This is a genomic window from Variovorax restrictus (assembly GCF_051216715.1).
In the GTDB taxonomy this organism is placed as follows: Bacteria; Pseudomonadota; Gammaproteobacteria; order Burkholderiales; family Burkholderiaceae_C; genus Variovorax.
In genome coordinates, this window is sequence record NZ_JBPJZH010000002.1 from 56930 (window position 1) to 71023 (window position 14094).

Below are 14094 nucleotides of genomic sequence, written 5' to 3' on the forward strand. Positions count from 1 at the left end.
GCTCATGACCGATTTCATCCGCAGCGGCGCCCGCGCCGCCGACCAGCTGCGCCCCGTGCGCATCACCCGTGGCTTCACCATCCACGCCGAAGGCTCCGTGCTCATCGAGTTCGGCCAGACCCGCGTGTTGTGCACCGCCTCGGTCGAAGAGAAGGTGCCGCCGCACAAGAAGGGCAGTGGCGAAGGCTGGGTGACGGCCGAATACGGCATGCTGCCGCGCGCCACGCACACCCGCAGCAGCCGCGAGGCGGCCAAGGGCAAGCAGACCGGCCGCACGCAGGAGATCCAGCGCCTCATCGGCCGCTCGATGCGCGCCGTGTTCGACCTCAAGGCCCTGGGCGAACGCACCATCCACCTCGACTGCGACGTGCTGCAGGCCGACGGTGGCACCCGCACCGCGGCCATCACCGGCGCCTTCGTGGCAGCGCAGGACGCGGTCGGCAAGCTGATGGCCAGCGGCGCGCTCACGGCGTCGCCGATCCGCGGCCATGTCGCGGCGATCTCGGTGGGCATCGTGCAGGGCACGCCGCTGCTCGACCTCGAATACATCGAGGATTCGGCCTGCGACACCGACATGAACGTCGTGATGACCGGCGCCGGCCACTTCGTCGAAGTGCAGGGCACGGCCGAAGGCGCGGCCTTCTCGCGCGACGAGATGAACCTGCTGCTCGGCCTGGCCGAGAAGGGCATCGGCGAACTGGTGCTGATGCAGCAGCAGGCGCTGGCCGCCTGAAGGCCGGACGAGGGCAGGGCACATCTATGCGACTCGTTCTGGCATCGAACAACGCCGGCAAGCTGGCTGAACTGCAGCAGCTTTTCGCGCCGCTAGGCGTCGAGCTGGTGCGGCAGTCGGAGCTTGGCGTCGGCGAAGCGGAAGAACCCTTCCGCACCTTCGTCGAGAACGCCCTGGCCAAGGCGCGCCATGCCGCCGCAGCCACCGGCCTGCCCGCCATCGCCGACGACGCGGGCCTGTGCGTCAACGCCTTCGGCGGGCTGCCGGGCGTCGACACCGCCTACTACGCCACGCAGTTCGGTTACCCCAAGGGCGACGCCAACAACGTGCGCGCGCTGCTCGAGCAGATGGCGACGGTCGACGACCGCCGCGCCGCGCTCGTCAGCACCCTCGTGGCCCTGCGCAGCGCGGACGACCCCGAACCGCTGATCGCCGTTGGCCGCGCGCCGGGCGAGATCACCCGCGAGCCCATCGGCGACAACGGCTTCGGCTTCGACCCCGTGATGTTCCTGCCCAGCCTGGGCAAGACCTTCGCGCAGCTGTCGCCCGACGTGAAGAACTCGCACAGCCACCGCGGCCAGGCCGCGCGGGCCATGCTGGCGCTGATGCGCGCCAACTGGATGTGAAGGCCTCCGTCCCGATCGCTGCGGCCGTCGAGCCCGGCGCGCCGCACGCCAACGACGTGCTGCACCTGATGCGCCCCGGCCCGTTGCAACTGGCCGCGCTGCCGCCGCTGTCGCTCTACGTGCACCTGCCCTGGTGCCTGCGCAAGTGCCCCTACTGCGACTTCAACTCGCACGAGTGGCGCGCCGGTGGCGAGCCGCTGCCCGAGCAGCGCTACCTCGATGCCCTGGTGGCCGATCTCGATGCGGCGTTGCCGCTCATCTGGGGCCGCACCGTCCACACCATCTTCATCGGCGGCGGCACGCCCAGCCTGTTCTCGCCCGAGGCCATCGACCGCCTGATCGGCGATCTGCGCGCGCGCCTCAAGCTCGCGCCCGACTGCGAGATCTCGCTCGAAGCCAACCCTGGCACCTTCGAGCGCGACCGCTTTCGCGCGTATCGTGGTGCGGGCGTCACGCGTCTGTCGGTCGGTGTGCAGAGCTTCAACGATGCGCACCTGCAGGCGCTCGGCCGCGTGCACGACCGCGCGCAAGCCATTGCGGCGGTGGAGGAGGCCGCCAGTGCCTTCGACACCTTCAACCTCGACCTGATGTACGCGCTGCCCGGCCAGACGCCGGCGCAGCTCGAGGCCGACCTGGCGCAGGCCCTGGCGCTGGCGCCGCCGCACCTGTCGATCTACCACCTCACCATCGAGCCCAACACCTACTTCGCCAAATTCCCGCCCGTCGTGCCCGAAGACGACGACGCCTACGCCATGCTCGACCGCATCACCGAAGCGACGGCGGCGCTGGGCATGACGCGCTACGAAGTCTCCGCCTATGCGCGCGAAGGGCACCGCTGCGCACACAACCTCAACTACTGGCAGTTCGGCGATTACCTGGGCATCGGCGCCGGCGCACACAGCAAGCTGAGCTTCGCGCACCGCCTGTTGAGGCAGGTGCGCTACCGCGAACCGCAGCGCTACATGGCCCAGGCGCTGGCCGGCGCCGCCGTCGCGCAGAGCGACGAGGTCGCCATCGCCGACCTGCCCTTCGAATTCATGCTCAACGCGCTGCGACTGCGCGAAGGCTTCACGCTGGCGCAGTTCACCGAACGTACCGGCCTGTCGATCACCGCCATCCAGCGCGGGCTGGAAGCCGCCGAGAAGAAGGGCCTGCTGCAGCGCGACCTGTGGCACGCCTGGCCCACCGAGCGCGGTCTGGATTTTCTGAGCGATCTGCAGACGCTCTTTCTGCCGGATGCGTAGATTCTTCGGTCGATCCGCCAGTGGCGCCCGGATGCCCGCATAAAATCGCGGCCGCTGCGTTGAAACGGCGCGGCATCGGAGAGTTGGGTGAGTGGTTTAAACCAGCAGTCTTGAAAACTGCCGACGTGAAAGCGTCCGTGAGTTCGAATCTCACACTCTCCGCCACGGGCCTATGTCTCTCATCGATTCTCGGGCAGTTCGATATCCTTACCCATCCACGTACCCATCTATCGCCAGTGCGACTGGGTGAGACTTCGTGAGAGGTGGGGCGACCTTACTTGTACTGGTCGCCCGCCGCAGTGCAGAGTTCGATGCACCGGGCGATCCAAGTGTCGTACCAGTACCAAGCTCCCTCCACCTGAGCGCCGAACCCCTTCGCCGGGTCTTTGGCGTTTTCCGCTCTCCACATGTCAACGTGTTCCCGCTGCGTGCGGAAGCGGGTAAAGCCCGCCTTTCTTACCTCTTCAGCCACTCGCGACGGCAGGTACTTGTTCCGCTCGACCTCCTTTTTGACCCAGAACTCCTTATCGATTGTCTTGGCGAGTTCCGAGTTTGGATCGATGAACTCGATGACGCGGTCGGCCTGACCTGGTCGGTTCACAAGCTTTTTCTTGAATAGTAGGCGGTAGGCGAAGCGAGGACTGTTGTACTCCTCATGATTCAGCGCAGCGTCGAACTCCGCGATGTACGCGCGTAGCCGGTCCGGAACTTGGGGCGAGGGGCGTCCCACCTGATCCTCCGACAGCTCTACAAATTGGATGCTGTAGGTCAAGTGGGAGTCAAGGCCTTGCTGCTTGCCGAAGAGCTTCTTGACGTAGTTGTTGTAGTTCAGAGCGCAGGCTTGATATCGGCCACTGAGATAGTTGTCGAGCGACCTCGTCATCTGGTGCTCGATCTCGTGCCGAAGCCCGATCAAGAAGCGAAGATTGTTGGCCGTGTCTCTGTCGATCGGGCACGCCTGCTCGTTCAAGCATCGTTCGAGTTCCCAGTACTTGAACGCCCCGTTCTTCGTCCGGTCGAACTTGCGTCGCTTGCCTTCCTGTCGGAAGTGCCGGTACTCGATGCGCTTCTTCCGATAGTGCGCATGCAGCAGGTAAGTCCACGCGATGTTCATCAAGACAATAAACGTCTCCGACTTGAAGGCAACATGGGGATCATTGAAGACGCGGATGGCGCAGAGCGCCGCCTCCTTCGACTTGATGAGAAGCTCCGTAGTGAGAGATCCGATGCTTCGAACCCGAGTAGCCATGCTTCTGGATGCCTCTTAGTCGCGTCTAGCCGAGGTTGTCGATCATGCCTGCAGGCGGCACTCCTATTGCCTTGCACACCGCGACGAATTCGATCACGTCCAGTTGGCGCTCGCCGTTCTCGTACTTCGACACGAACGATTGCGGGCGCTTTACGCGTTCTGCTACCTGAAGCTGGGTCAACCCTGCCTCGGCGCGCGCCTCTGCGAGAAGACGGCGAAGCTTCTTGTACGGTGGAGATTGGAGGCCGCGCGACACGCGGGCGAACGTACATCCCGTTTTAGAATATCCCAATTCAGGATGTCAAGGTGACAGTCTTGTTGAATCCGAGAGGAGTTGGGACGATGGTTCGACGTGTGACTTGGTGCTGCGCTGCCGCGGTCCTTCTGGCGCTCAGCGCCTGTTGGGCTGCCGCCGGAATCGTGGACACCGGCCTAAGCTTCTTGAGCTTTCTCGAACTCTATCGGACTGACGTAGCCGAGCGTCGAATGACGACGCGTCGGGTTGTAGAACCGTTCGATGTAGTCGAACACGTCAGCACGAGCCTGCTCCCTGGAGCGGTACACCTTCCTGGCCGTGCGCTCGGTCTTCAATGAACTGAAGAAGCTCTCCATCGCCGAGTTGTCCCAGACCTCGCCCGCGCGGCTCATGCTGCAGGTGATGCCTTGCTCCTTGAGCAATTCCTGGAAGTGTTCGCTGGTGTATTGGCTGCCCTGGTCCGAGTGATGCAGCAACGCCACCGGCTTGCCCCGGCGCCACACGGCCATCATCAACGCATCGGCCACGAGTTGCGAGGTCATGCTGTCCTGCATCGACCAGCCAACGATGCGACGCGAGTACAGGTCCAGCACCGCAGCGGCATATAGCCAGCCCTCGGCCGTCCAGATGTAGGTGAAGTCGGCCACCCACTTCTGGTTGGGCGCATCGGCCTGGAACTGACGGTCCAACACGTTGTCGGCGATGGCGCTGCGCTGGCCTCGGTCCTGCGGCAAGCCTCGACGCCGTGGCCTCGCGCGCAGGGCCTGTTCTCGCATGAGCCGTTCGATGCGATGCAATCCGCATCGTTGACCCAGTGCCAGCACGTCATGCCACACGCGCCGGGCGCCATAGGTGCGGTCGCTGCCCAGAAAGCTCTGGCGCACCTGGCTGCCGAGCACCTCGTCGACCAGACTGCGTTGGCTCCTGGGCCTGCTGAGCCACGCGTAGAAGCCGCTTCGCGAGACACCGAGCGCCTCGCACATCATTGCCAACGGCCACGGCCCTCGGTGTTTCGCCACGAAGCCGAACTTCACATCGACTCCTTGGCAAAGTAGGCCGCCGCTTTTTTCAGCAGGTCGCACTTCATCCTGAGCTTGGCGTTCTCTTTCCTCAAACGCTCCAGCTCCGCCTGCTCGGGCCTCATGACCCCTTGCCCGGGGAATGCATGCTGCGGGTCGACCGCCGCATCGCGTATCCACTTGCGCAGCACGTTCTCGTGCACATCGAGGTCGCGTGCAGCCTGCGCCACCGCCACGCCTCGCTCCTTCACCAGCTTGACTGCTTCAAGCTTGAACTCTCGGCTGAACTGCCTTCTCGTTCCCATGAACCACCTCCGGTTTCATCTTCCACCTTAACAAGGTGTCTTTGAAACCGGCAGCAGCCCAAAGCTCGAATTTGGCAAGGACCAGTTCGCCGGCGTTTGCCGAAGGCCCCGCTCGCACCGCGGAAGCCGCGAAGCTCCGTTCTTCTCTCGCGGCCCAAAGTGCACCCCCTTATCGCTGGCGCACGAGAGCTTTTCACGAAGGGGCGCAAGACGGAGACGGGGATGCTCAATCCCTCAAAGAAGTTGTTGGTGGGCGTGAGGCTTCCACGAGGAAGCGTGACAACGCGCGAGAGCCAATGCATGATCCGTCCGCGTCGCAGGGAGCCTTGCTTTTGCTTGGAGGAACCATGTTCAACGTCAGTCGACTTGGAGCTTCAGTCATCCCACTGTTCATTTCATACAGCGCGTTCGCTGCAAGCTTTGTAGAAAAGCCCCTTGGCGATTTTGGGGACACACTGCCAAAGGTGCCCAATGTGCCACCGCCCCCCAAAGTGCCGACGCCAGGCGACCTGCTCGAGCAGGGTAAGGAGGCGGCGACCGACGGTTGGAAGACATACACGAAGGGTTGGGTCGATGGTGCGGAGGAGGGAAAACGCGCGCTGAACGACGGTGCAGACGCAGTTAAGGCAGTTGCCAAATTTACAGAGAGACAAACGAGGTCGTCGATAGACAATGCTGAGAAGGTTGCACAACGAGCACGCGAGGGAAAGTTTGCGGATGCAGCATGGCACTGGACGACAGACAACTACAGATCAACTGAAAAAAATGCCGGCAAGGCAACCGAAGAAAGCAAGTGGGTGGACCAGGCAGCCGGCAGTGCTGCTGCAGTTTATGGAGGCCCTGGCGGCGCTGCTGCGTATGCGTCTTGGAAGACCTACCGTGCCACCGGCGACCCTACCAAGGCCTTTCAGGCTGGGCTTTTGGCCGCTGCCACAAGCCAGGCGGGGGCCGCGACGTCCAAGATGCCTGCCGGCACCTTAGGCGAGGTTGTCAAGAAGGCGGCCGTTGCCGGGGCCGCTGGAGGGCTTGCTGTTGCTGCGGCCGGAGGTGACGAGAAGGCCATTCGCGACGGCTTTTTAAAGGCGGGCGGGGCGGTTGTCATTCAAAGGTCAACAGACGCTGCGAAAGCATATTCTCCGAAGGCGGCAGACGCAGTCCAGATCATCGACTGCGTTTCGGCTCGGGACGCAAAGTGCCTTTCCAAGACAACCTACATGCGGAGTAAGGGCAAGCTGCTCACCGACAAATACGGAAAGCCGATAGAGAAAGCGATTCGGGACAATGAAACGGTGGGCCGTTGGTCGTCTGACATCGATAAAGCGACGCTCAAAGGCCAGAAGCTGGCGCGTATTGTGGATCGGGCAAAGCTCCCCGGAACTCAAACCATTCCGGTGATGGGTGACAAATTTGTCTTGACTTGGACACTTGGCCAAACTCAAAAGGTAGACCGGGCGGCTGTCGTGCTCACGCAGGTTGGTAACGATCCTCCCTTCCGGACCGTCAAGCCGGTGCAGCCTGCAGCCAAACCATCGACCAAAAAGTCGACGCCAACCACCGCCGTGTACATATGCCCGGTAGATGGCTTCAACCGCACGGTAACGGTGACTCCGTTCGGCCGAGGTTGCAAAGCGACCTATCAGCGCGGCGATCGTGAAGAGCGGCTGCTGTGGCGTTCTGACCGCTATCGCAACGTGTGCATGCCAGAGGCAGTGGAGTTGGTGAGAAAACTTCGCAACGTTGGAGTGCAGTGCCGTCGAGTGAGCGGTACGGCTTGATCAGTTCGGCAAGGCTGGGGCGCGCCCCTCGCTTGGCGCTAGAGCGAGGCCTTCGATAATTGGATGTCTGCAAGAGCTTGTACCCGGAGGGTTGGGATAGGCTGCTCGCAGCGCTCCGCTCCCAGCCGCACTCAGCAACAAGATCTCATGGCTCGTACAGGAATCGTCATTACCTTCGATCTTCACGATGTTCCGAACTCGCAGAAAAGTCGCATCTACTCGAACATCAAGCGTGATTTGGCCGGCCTTGCACTCAACAAGTTCATCATCAAGACAGACGGGACTGCGGTGGGCCTGCCTCGGAATACCTTTGTTGGAATCCTTGAAGGACGATTGTTCGAGCGCGATGCTGGGCAAGTACGAGACGTGGCCCGGACGAGGGTAAAAGAAATTGTTCTGCGCCATCATTCAAGCGCGACGATCTTCGTCTTCGTGGGAAAGAGTTGGGCTTGGGGAAGGTCCAAACTTTGAGCCTCGCTTTTGAGGCACTGGCTAGTCAAGATTTGAGAGGATTTGACAATGACTCAACTTCAAGCGCATTGGGAGAAGGGGTATCAAGATGGGTGGGGCGAACAAGGCGCGGCCCCCACTTTGGAGCCAAGGATTCCGCCTATGCCCAGCATCCCCGCCGATGTCTTGGACCCCGAGAAATGGGCTTATGACACGGGGAAGTCGCGGGGTGGGCTAGATCGCGTCAGGAAGCAGGCTGGCCTTTAATCCAGGAAGAGTCGTTCCGCGAAGCAAGCCTGAAACTGAAAGCGCGAGAGACCAGACGCGCCAGAGATCAAGCACCAGTGATCATCAGATTCGACTTCCCGAAAGTGACTGCGATCGGCGGCACGTTGCAGGGGCACTGGCTGCGCGGCACCCCATGGGGACGACGCGTGTATCAGTATGACCGCGAAGTTCGTGCCCTTGAAACAACGTTCCTCCGTCTGGTCGAGAGTGCTTTGCTTGAGTACGACCAGATGGAAGAGAGCATCCGCAGCTTTTGGGAGACCAGCACGTATGTGAATTTTGGGGCGATGAATGCTGCCGTCTCTAACGCTGAGATCTGCGTCACCAACATGCACCGTGCCGCAAGAATCTTCAATAGGCTCTTGCGCCGACCGAACATGAACCGGGAACTCTGCCAGTTGCTGGATTTTCGGGGCAAGGCCTTTCGAACGGATGCAGTCACCGGGCGGCTTGGCGATATCCGGAACGCGATCCATCACTTCGAGGATAAGCTTCTCGGCGGAGAGATCGGTGACGACGAGTGGCAGTCTCTTGCACCGACGGGGCCCGAACAGCCTATGGCTAGTGAACCCGGTCAGACGGTTAAGACAATCGATCGTCTTTGTCTTGGCCCTCATTCGGTGACATTCGGCGAGCTTGCCGATTGGCTAGCGGAGATGCGGCAGTGCGCGGTGCTCATGGCAGAGTTCGTACCGGTCCCTACTGAGTGAGAAGGGCCCCAAGGCTCATTCGGATGCTGACGGCTAAGCCATCCGTTGCCGCTCTCCCCCATCTCGATACCCATCTGTTACAGCGCGACCTCGCGAGCCGGAGCGAGATGCTGTGAAAGTTAGCTGCCTTGAGAGGCATCGGCAGGCGTTGCACGAAGGCCTGTTATGGCACGTTGTGACGCGTACACCTAGTGGTCACACTCTCCGCCGTCTATTGGCGGTGCCTATCGCGAATCGCCCTGTGCTTGGGCACCCCGGAAACTGGCCGAACTTCAAGGGGGTCATCGCAGAGTGCAGACACATTTCCAGCTCAAGGTCGTCGAAAGCTTTCCTTCAAAGCGCTAGGGCTTCACGACCGCCAGGTTGTACGGACGCGCCCCGACCCCGAACGGGCTGCCCGGAACAGGGCTGAGCGCGCCGGTCAGCGGATTGATGCGGGCCAGCGCGACAGTGATGGTGATGAAGTTGCCCACGTAGGCCAGGCTGCCGGTCGCGTCGAAGGCGGTGTAGAGAGGGCCCTCGCCCGTGTTGGCTTCGAAGGTATTGCCAGGCAGGCTGGTGAGCACCCCCGTGTTCGGGTCGATGCCAAATACCAGCAACGGGCCGTTCTCTCCAGCGCTCGCGTAGGCATAGGTGCCCGCCGGATTCACCGCAATGGCGCGCCACCCAGATCCCGCGTGCGCGCCCGCAAAAGGGCTGCCGGACATGGCGGTGAGCGCGCCGGTACTCGGGTCGATGTTGAAGCCCGAGATACTGGCCTGGTCATTCGCCACATAGGCGAAGGCGCCCCCCGGGTGGACCGTGACGGAATAGGGGCTGCCGGGGTTCGTGAAGGGGCTGCCCGGAACCGGGGTGAGCGCGCCTGAGCCCTGATCGATGCTGTAGCCCGAGATGTTGCCGCCATTCTGGTTCGCGACATAGGCAAAGGTGCCTGCCGGATTCATGGCCATTCGGATCGGGATCGCGCCGGCTGCGAACGGGCTCCCCGGCATCGGGGTGAGGGCGCCGCTCGCCTGATCGATGGCGTAGCCCGAGACGTTGCCGCCCTGCGAGTTGGCCACGTAAGCGAAGGTGCCGGCCGGATGGATGGTGATGGACACTGGCGCAGCACCCGTCGCGAACGGACTGCCCGACAGCGGCGTGAGCGTGCCGGTGCCCATGTTGACGCGGTACGCGGAAACATTGTTGGTCAACTGGTTCGTGGCATAGAGGAAGGTCCCGCCCGGCGTGGTCGCGGTCGACACCCAGCGTGGGTACGAGCCGGCAGCGAACGGGCCGCCAGGAATACTCGCGAAGGTTCCGAGGGCGGTGTCGAAGCGATAGCCCAGGACCCGGTTGTTTCCGTAGTCCGGCACGTAGATGAACACCGGCTGCGGCGTGGTCGCACACGTGATGCCGACACTTGTGACATCGGCCACCACATTGGCGCCGGAGCCGCTGCCGACCGTGCAGGTCTGACCGACCGGCTGCGCGCTCACGGTGACGTTGTAGCTGCTGGAAGACGCGACAGGCGTGGCGAAGACGAAGGCGCCGTCGGCCGTGAGGACCAGGGAATCGCCACCGTTGTTCTGCAGCGTGAAGGTTCCGCTCAAGCCACTGACCGTGCCGCCGATGGTGTAGGTGTTCGTCGAACAGGTGACGTTGACGTTGGAGACGTCGGCCACCAGATTGGATTGCGCACCGTTGGTGACCGTACAGATCTGGCCTGCCGGCTGTGTGTCGACCGTGACATTGCTGCTGCCGTGCCATGCCACCGGCGTGACGAAGGCGAATGCGCCATTGGTGCTGATGGTCTTCGTGTCGGTGCCGTTGTTCTGCAGGGCAAGCGTGCCGGTCAGTCCGGCGATCGACCCGCCGACCGTGTAGGTGAGCGTGGAACAGCTGACGGCAATGTTCGAGACGCTGGCGGTGATGCCGGCCCCCGAACCGTTGGACACCGTGCAGGTCTTGCCGGCGGGTTGCGTGCCCACCGTCACTGCATAGATGCTGGCGACCGGTGTCGGGAAAGTGAAGTTGCCATTGGCGTTGACGGTCAATGCATTGGCGCCGTTGAGCAGCAGCGCGATCGACTCGCCGGGCGACAGCCCGGTGGTCGAGCCGCCGATGTTGTAGGCCGTGGTCGAGGTCACGACGGAGCCGCCGCCCGGCACGGCGGGAAGCGTGACGAGCACCAGCGGGCCGATCGAACCCGGCGCCTGCAGCTGCACGCTGGTCGGTGTCGCGGTCAGCAGATAGGCATCGAAGAAGCCGTCGATGCCCTGGCCGTTCGCCACGAACGGTGTCGTGCCCGGGTCGAAGCTGGAGGTGTCGACGCCATGGCTGCTCTGGAGCCGTTGCAACAGGGCTGCGATCAGCACCGACGTCCGGGCCTGCTGGTACTGCGCCGGGGTGACCTTCGACAGCAGCGCCAGCACCTGGGCATTGCCGGTGGGCGCCGACGTGTCGACGACAAGGCCCGCGGCGGCATACGAAATCAGGGTGGTCAGCGGATCGATGTTGACGACGCCGCTGATGATCGGGGAGCCCTGCGGCGGGACAGCCACCGCGTTCAGCGGCGCGCCTTCGGGCGTCGTGTAGTTGGCCAGGTACACCGCGGCAGACCCTGCCGCGCACTGGGTCGTGTCCACGGCATAGCTGCCGTCGGCGGCCGTGCTGCCGGATGCGCAGACCTTGCCTGTCGCATCCTGGACTTGGACGACCTGTCCGCCGACGGCTTGGCCGTAGGCGGCCGTGCCGCCGATCTTGTAGGTGGGCGATGGCGCGGTCGGCTCGATGGGCGACGACGTTCCACGGTCACTTCCACCGCCACAGGCGCCGACAGTCAGTGTCAACAGGATGCAGGCGGCGAGGCCGAGGAGTTTGTTGGGTTGCATGGCGAGGGAGGCTTCTGCGGTAAGGGAATGCCCCGCGGCCGCGACGTGGCGTAGCGGCCAAATGGGGGGGGAGGGTGTTCAGGGAATTGGGAGTGAGCGATGCCCCCGCGCTGCGGGGGAATACACGGTCGGCCCGGAGGAGCATGCCCCGTAAGATACAAATGTCAACAAACGTTACAATGCGGTGGTCGCGTGCGCAATGGGCCAGTCGGTCCGGGCGAGCGTGGTCCTGTGCATCGGCCACGACTTCTGGATCACTTGGTCGAGAATGCTTCGGTCGTCTCATCGGCGCTGCAATCTTGTCTTTGGCACGGTTCCGCAGGACGCTTCCCTGCAGGAGGCCGGGTGAAAAGAATCAGCACAGAGGTCCTCAAGCTCCCGCGCTTCGGTGCCGAGCTGCGCAGCGTCGACCGAACGTTCAAGTTCAGCCGCTTGCTGCGTGCATGGAGCGCTGCGATGGCCGCGTCGATCGGCGTGGCCGTCCTCGTGGGATTCGCGCTGCGGTATGAACCCGCATGGCGACTGGGGGAGAACCTGCCGGCCGTCCACCCCTACACCGCGCTCTGCATCACGTTGCTTGCCTTGGGGCTTTTCCCTCCCTGGCCTCGCCGCGCTGTGGGCTGGCGGCATGCGGCGCACGCGGCGGTCGTGGCAGCCATCTTTCTGCTGCTGGTCCGCGTCACAGCGCCTCTGTTCGGCGAGCAGCTGTTCGAGGCCCTGACACCCTTTTCCGCCACGACGGCTGCCCAGCGCGCGTCCGGCACGCCACTGTCGATAGGCGTCGTCGTCGCCTGGACACTCCTGCTCATCGCCCTGGGCGAGGCGCTCCGCTGGGCGCGACGGCCGGTGCTCTCGCAAATCTTCGCAGCGTGCGCGCTCAGCCTGTTGTTCATGGCGGCCACCGGGTACCTGGCAGAGCTGCAGCCGTTCTTCGGCACCATGGCGCCCGCCACCTTGCTCGGCTCCACCCTGCTGGCCGTCTCGCTGCTGTTCGCCACATCGAGGCGGGGCTTCATGCGCGGTCTCACGGCCAACTCTGCACCGGGTCGAATGGCGCGGACGCTGCTGGCCAGCTCGACGGCATTCCTGCTGTTGATGGGGTGGGTCGTCACCCATCGCATCGACGCGCCGGGCATCCCGTTGCCGGCGGATGGCGAACTGCTGGTGTATCAGACCGCGCTCGTGCTGGCCTGGACATGGGCCATCGTGACGGTCATCACGGTGCGTGCCGACCGGCTGGACCGCTACCGCGGACTGTCCGAGCGCCTGTTCGAACGAACGGCCACGCGAGATGCATTGACGGGGTTGTTCACGCGCAACCATCTGATGCGCCTGACCCGCAGAATCGTCTTCGGACAGACGCAACCCTCGACCTACCTGCTGGTCGATCTGGATCGCTTTCGCACGGTCAACGAGGCCTTCGGGCCCGACGAGGGAGACCGGCTGCTGCTCGAGGTGGCCGAACGTCTTCGCGGCGCGGCAGCAGGGTCTGTCGTGGGGCGTTTGGGCGGGGACGAATTTGCGGTGTTGTGCACTCGAATGAGCGATTCGGACGCCGAAGCGCTGGGGGCAGAGCTCGTGCGCACCATGGCCAAGCCGTTCGCCATCCACGGACGTGATTTCAGGCTGAGTGCAAGTGTCGGCATCGCTCAGCGAAGCAGTGCTGCCGGAACGAAGCTCGAACAGGCCGCCGACGACGCGATGCACGTGGCCAAGGCCATGGGCGGAAATCGGTGTGTCGTCTTCGCCCCGCAGATGCACGAGATGCGCATGCAGCACGTCGGGCTGGAGCAGGATCTGCACGAAGCGCTGCGCCATGGCGGCCAGCTCAGCCTTCATTACCAGCCTGTGGTGCACGTCGGGGACCGCCGTGTCCTGGCCATCGAAGCGCTCGCCCGATGGGACCATCCGCGCCTCGGGGCCATTCCTCCCGACCGTTTCATTGCGATTGCCGAAACCACCGGATTGATGGTCGCGCTTGGGAGAAAGCTCATGCAGATCGCCGTGGAACAGGCGGTGGCCTGGGAGGCGGAAAGCCCTGGCAGTTGTCCGTTGTTGAACATCAATGTGTCGCCCGTGCAATTCATCGACAGCGATGTCGTTGGCGATTTGTCCGCGCTGGTCCGGCTGCATGGGTCGCAACCCGACAGATTCTGTCTGGAGATCACAGAGAGTGTTTTTGCCGCCGCCCCGGCCGTTCAGGCGCTGGAGCGTGCCCGGGCGTTGGGATTCCGGGTTGCCATGGACGACTTCGGCATCGGGTACTCCACGCTGTCGCAGTTGCCGCGGCTTCCCCTCACGTCACTCAAGCTGGACCGGAGCTTCATCGTGAACGCCACCCAGAGCGCAGGCGACGCGGCCATCCTGCGGGCGATCGTGCAGCTGGCACACGCCCTGGGCTTGACCGTGGTGGCAGAGGGCGTCGAGACGCGCGCTCAGCTCGACCTGATCGCCAACGTCGGGTGCGATGCGGTCCAGGGGTACCTGGTCGCGCGGCCCATGCGCCCGGAGACGCTGCTGGCCTGGCTCGGCGGTCTTCTCGAGGAGCCTCTGCACCCCTGATCCG

The 14094-nt window shown here is 63.6% G+C and carries 11 protein-coding genes and 1 tRNA gene; 8 read left to right on the plus strand and 4 right to left on the minus strand.

Annotated features, from left to right (window positions below; genetic code table 11):
- The first annotated feature begins 4 nt into the window (after nucleotides 1-4).
- The 4 genes from rph (at nucleotide 5) to ACSFA0_RS14810 (ending at nucleotide 2768) form a co-directional block, all read left to right on the plus strand.
- On the plus strand, nucleotides 5-733 hold the full coding sequence (rph, locus tag ACSFA0_RS14795) for a ribonuclease PH (protein WP_435451032.1): 729 nt from the start codon (nucleotides 5-7) through the stop codon (nucleotides 731-733).
- A gap of 26 nt (nucleotides 734-759) precedes the next feature.
- The gene (rdgB, locus tag ACSFA0_RS14800) at nucleotides 760-1359 is read left to right on the plus strand and encodes an RdgB/HAM1 family non-canonical purine NTP pyrophosphatase (RefSeq protein ID WP_435451033.1); all 600 of its coding nucleotides are present in this window, start codon (nucleotides 760-762) and stop codon (nucleotides 1357-1359) included.
- Nucleotides 1356-2603, plus strand: a complete 1248-nt coding sequence (gene hemW / locus ACSFA0_RS14805) for a radical SAM family heme chaperone HemW (protein ID WP_435451034.1) — start codon at nucleotides 1356-1358, stop codon at nucleotides 2601-2603. The genes rdgB and hemW overlap by 4 nt, the downstream gene beginning before the upstream one ends.
- Nucleotides 2604-2680: 77 nt before the next feature.
- Nucleotides 2681-2768 (plus strand) — tRNA-Ser (locus tag ACSFA0_RS14810).
- 109 nt (nucleotides 2769-2877) lie between these two features.
- Here ACSFA0_RS14810 and ACSFA0_RS14815 read toward each other — a convergent pair.
- The 3 genes from ACSFA0_RS14815 to ACSFA0_RS14825 form a co-directional block, all read right to left on the minus strand.
- Complete coding sequence (locus ACSFA0_RS14815; RefSeq protein WP_435451035.1) at nucleotides 2878-3852, minus strand: DUF3644 domain-containing protein; 975 nt, start codon at nucleotides 3850-3852, stop codon at nucleotides 2878-2880.
- Between the two features lie 25 nt (nucleotides 3853-3877).
- On the minus strand, nucleotides 3878-4108 hold the full coding sequence (locus ACSFA0_RS14820; RefSeq protein ID WP_435451036.1) for a helix-turn-helix domain-containing protein: 231 nt from the start codon (nucleotides 4106-4108) through the stop codon (nucleotides 3878-3880).
- A 176-nt stretch (nucleotides 4109-4284) separates the two neighbouring features.
- A protein-coding gene (locus tag ACSFA0_RS14825; RefSeq protein ID WP_435451037.1) for an IS3 family transposase occupies nucleotides 4285-5432 on the minus strand; the annotation gives its coding sequence in 2 pieces (ribosomal slippage) (nucleotides 4285-5165 and nucleotides 5165-5432; 1149 coding nt in all).
- A 347-nt stretch (nucleotides 5433-5779) separates the two neighbouring features.
- On the opposite strand from ACSFA0_RS14825, the gene ACSFA0_RS14830 reads away from it, so the two are divergent.
- From ACSFA0_RS14830 to ACSFA0_RS14840, 3 genes are all read left to right on the plus strand, one after another.
- On the plus strand, nucleotides 5780-7207 hold the full coding sequence (locus ACSFA0_RS14830) for a hypothetical protein (protein WP_435451038.1): 1428 nt from the start codon (nucleotides 5780-5782) through the stop codon (nucleotides 7205-7207).
- Nucleotides 7208-7354: 147 nt separating this feature from the next.
- Complete coding sequence (locus tag ACSFA0_RS14835; protein WP_435451039.1) at nucleotides 7355-7678, plus strand: hypothetical protein; 324 nt, start codon at nucleotides 7355-7357, stop codon at nucleotides 7676-7678.
- Nucleotides 7679-8001: 323 nt separating this feature from the next.
- On the plus strand, nucleotides 8002-8655 hold the full coding sequence (locus ACSFA0_RS14840; protein ID WP_435451040.1) for a hypothetical protein: 654 nt from the start codon (nucleotides 8002-8004) through the stop codon (nucleotides 8653-8655).
- 341 nt (nucleotides 8656-8996) lie between these two features.
- Here the strand turns inward: ACSFA0_RS14840 and ACSFA0_RS14845 are convergent, their stop codons facing one another.
- Nucleotides 8997-11528: a beta-propeller fold lactonase family protein gene (locus ACSFA0_RS14845; RefSeq protein ID WP_435451041.1), complete on the minus strand. Its 2532-nt coding sequence runs from the start codon at nucleotides 11526-11528 to the stop codon at nucleotides 8997-8999.
- Nucleotides 11529-11873: 345 nt separating this feature from the next.
- Between ACSFA0_RS14845 and ACSFA0_RS14850 the strand changes: the two genes are divergently transcribed.
- Complete coding sequence (locus ACSFA0_RS14850) at nucleotides 11874-14090, plus strand: putative bifunctional diguanylate cyclase/phosphodiesterase (RefSeq protein ID WP_435451042.1); 2217 nt, start codon at nucleotides 11874-11876, stop codon at nucleotides 14088-14090.
- Nucleotides 14091-14094 lie beyond the last annotated feature (4 nt).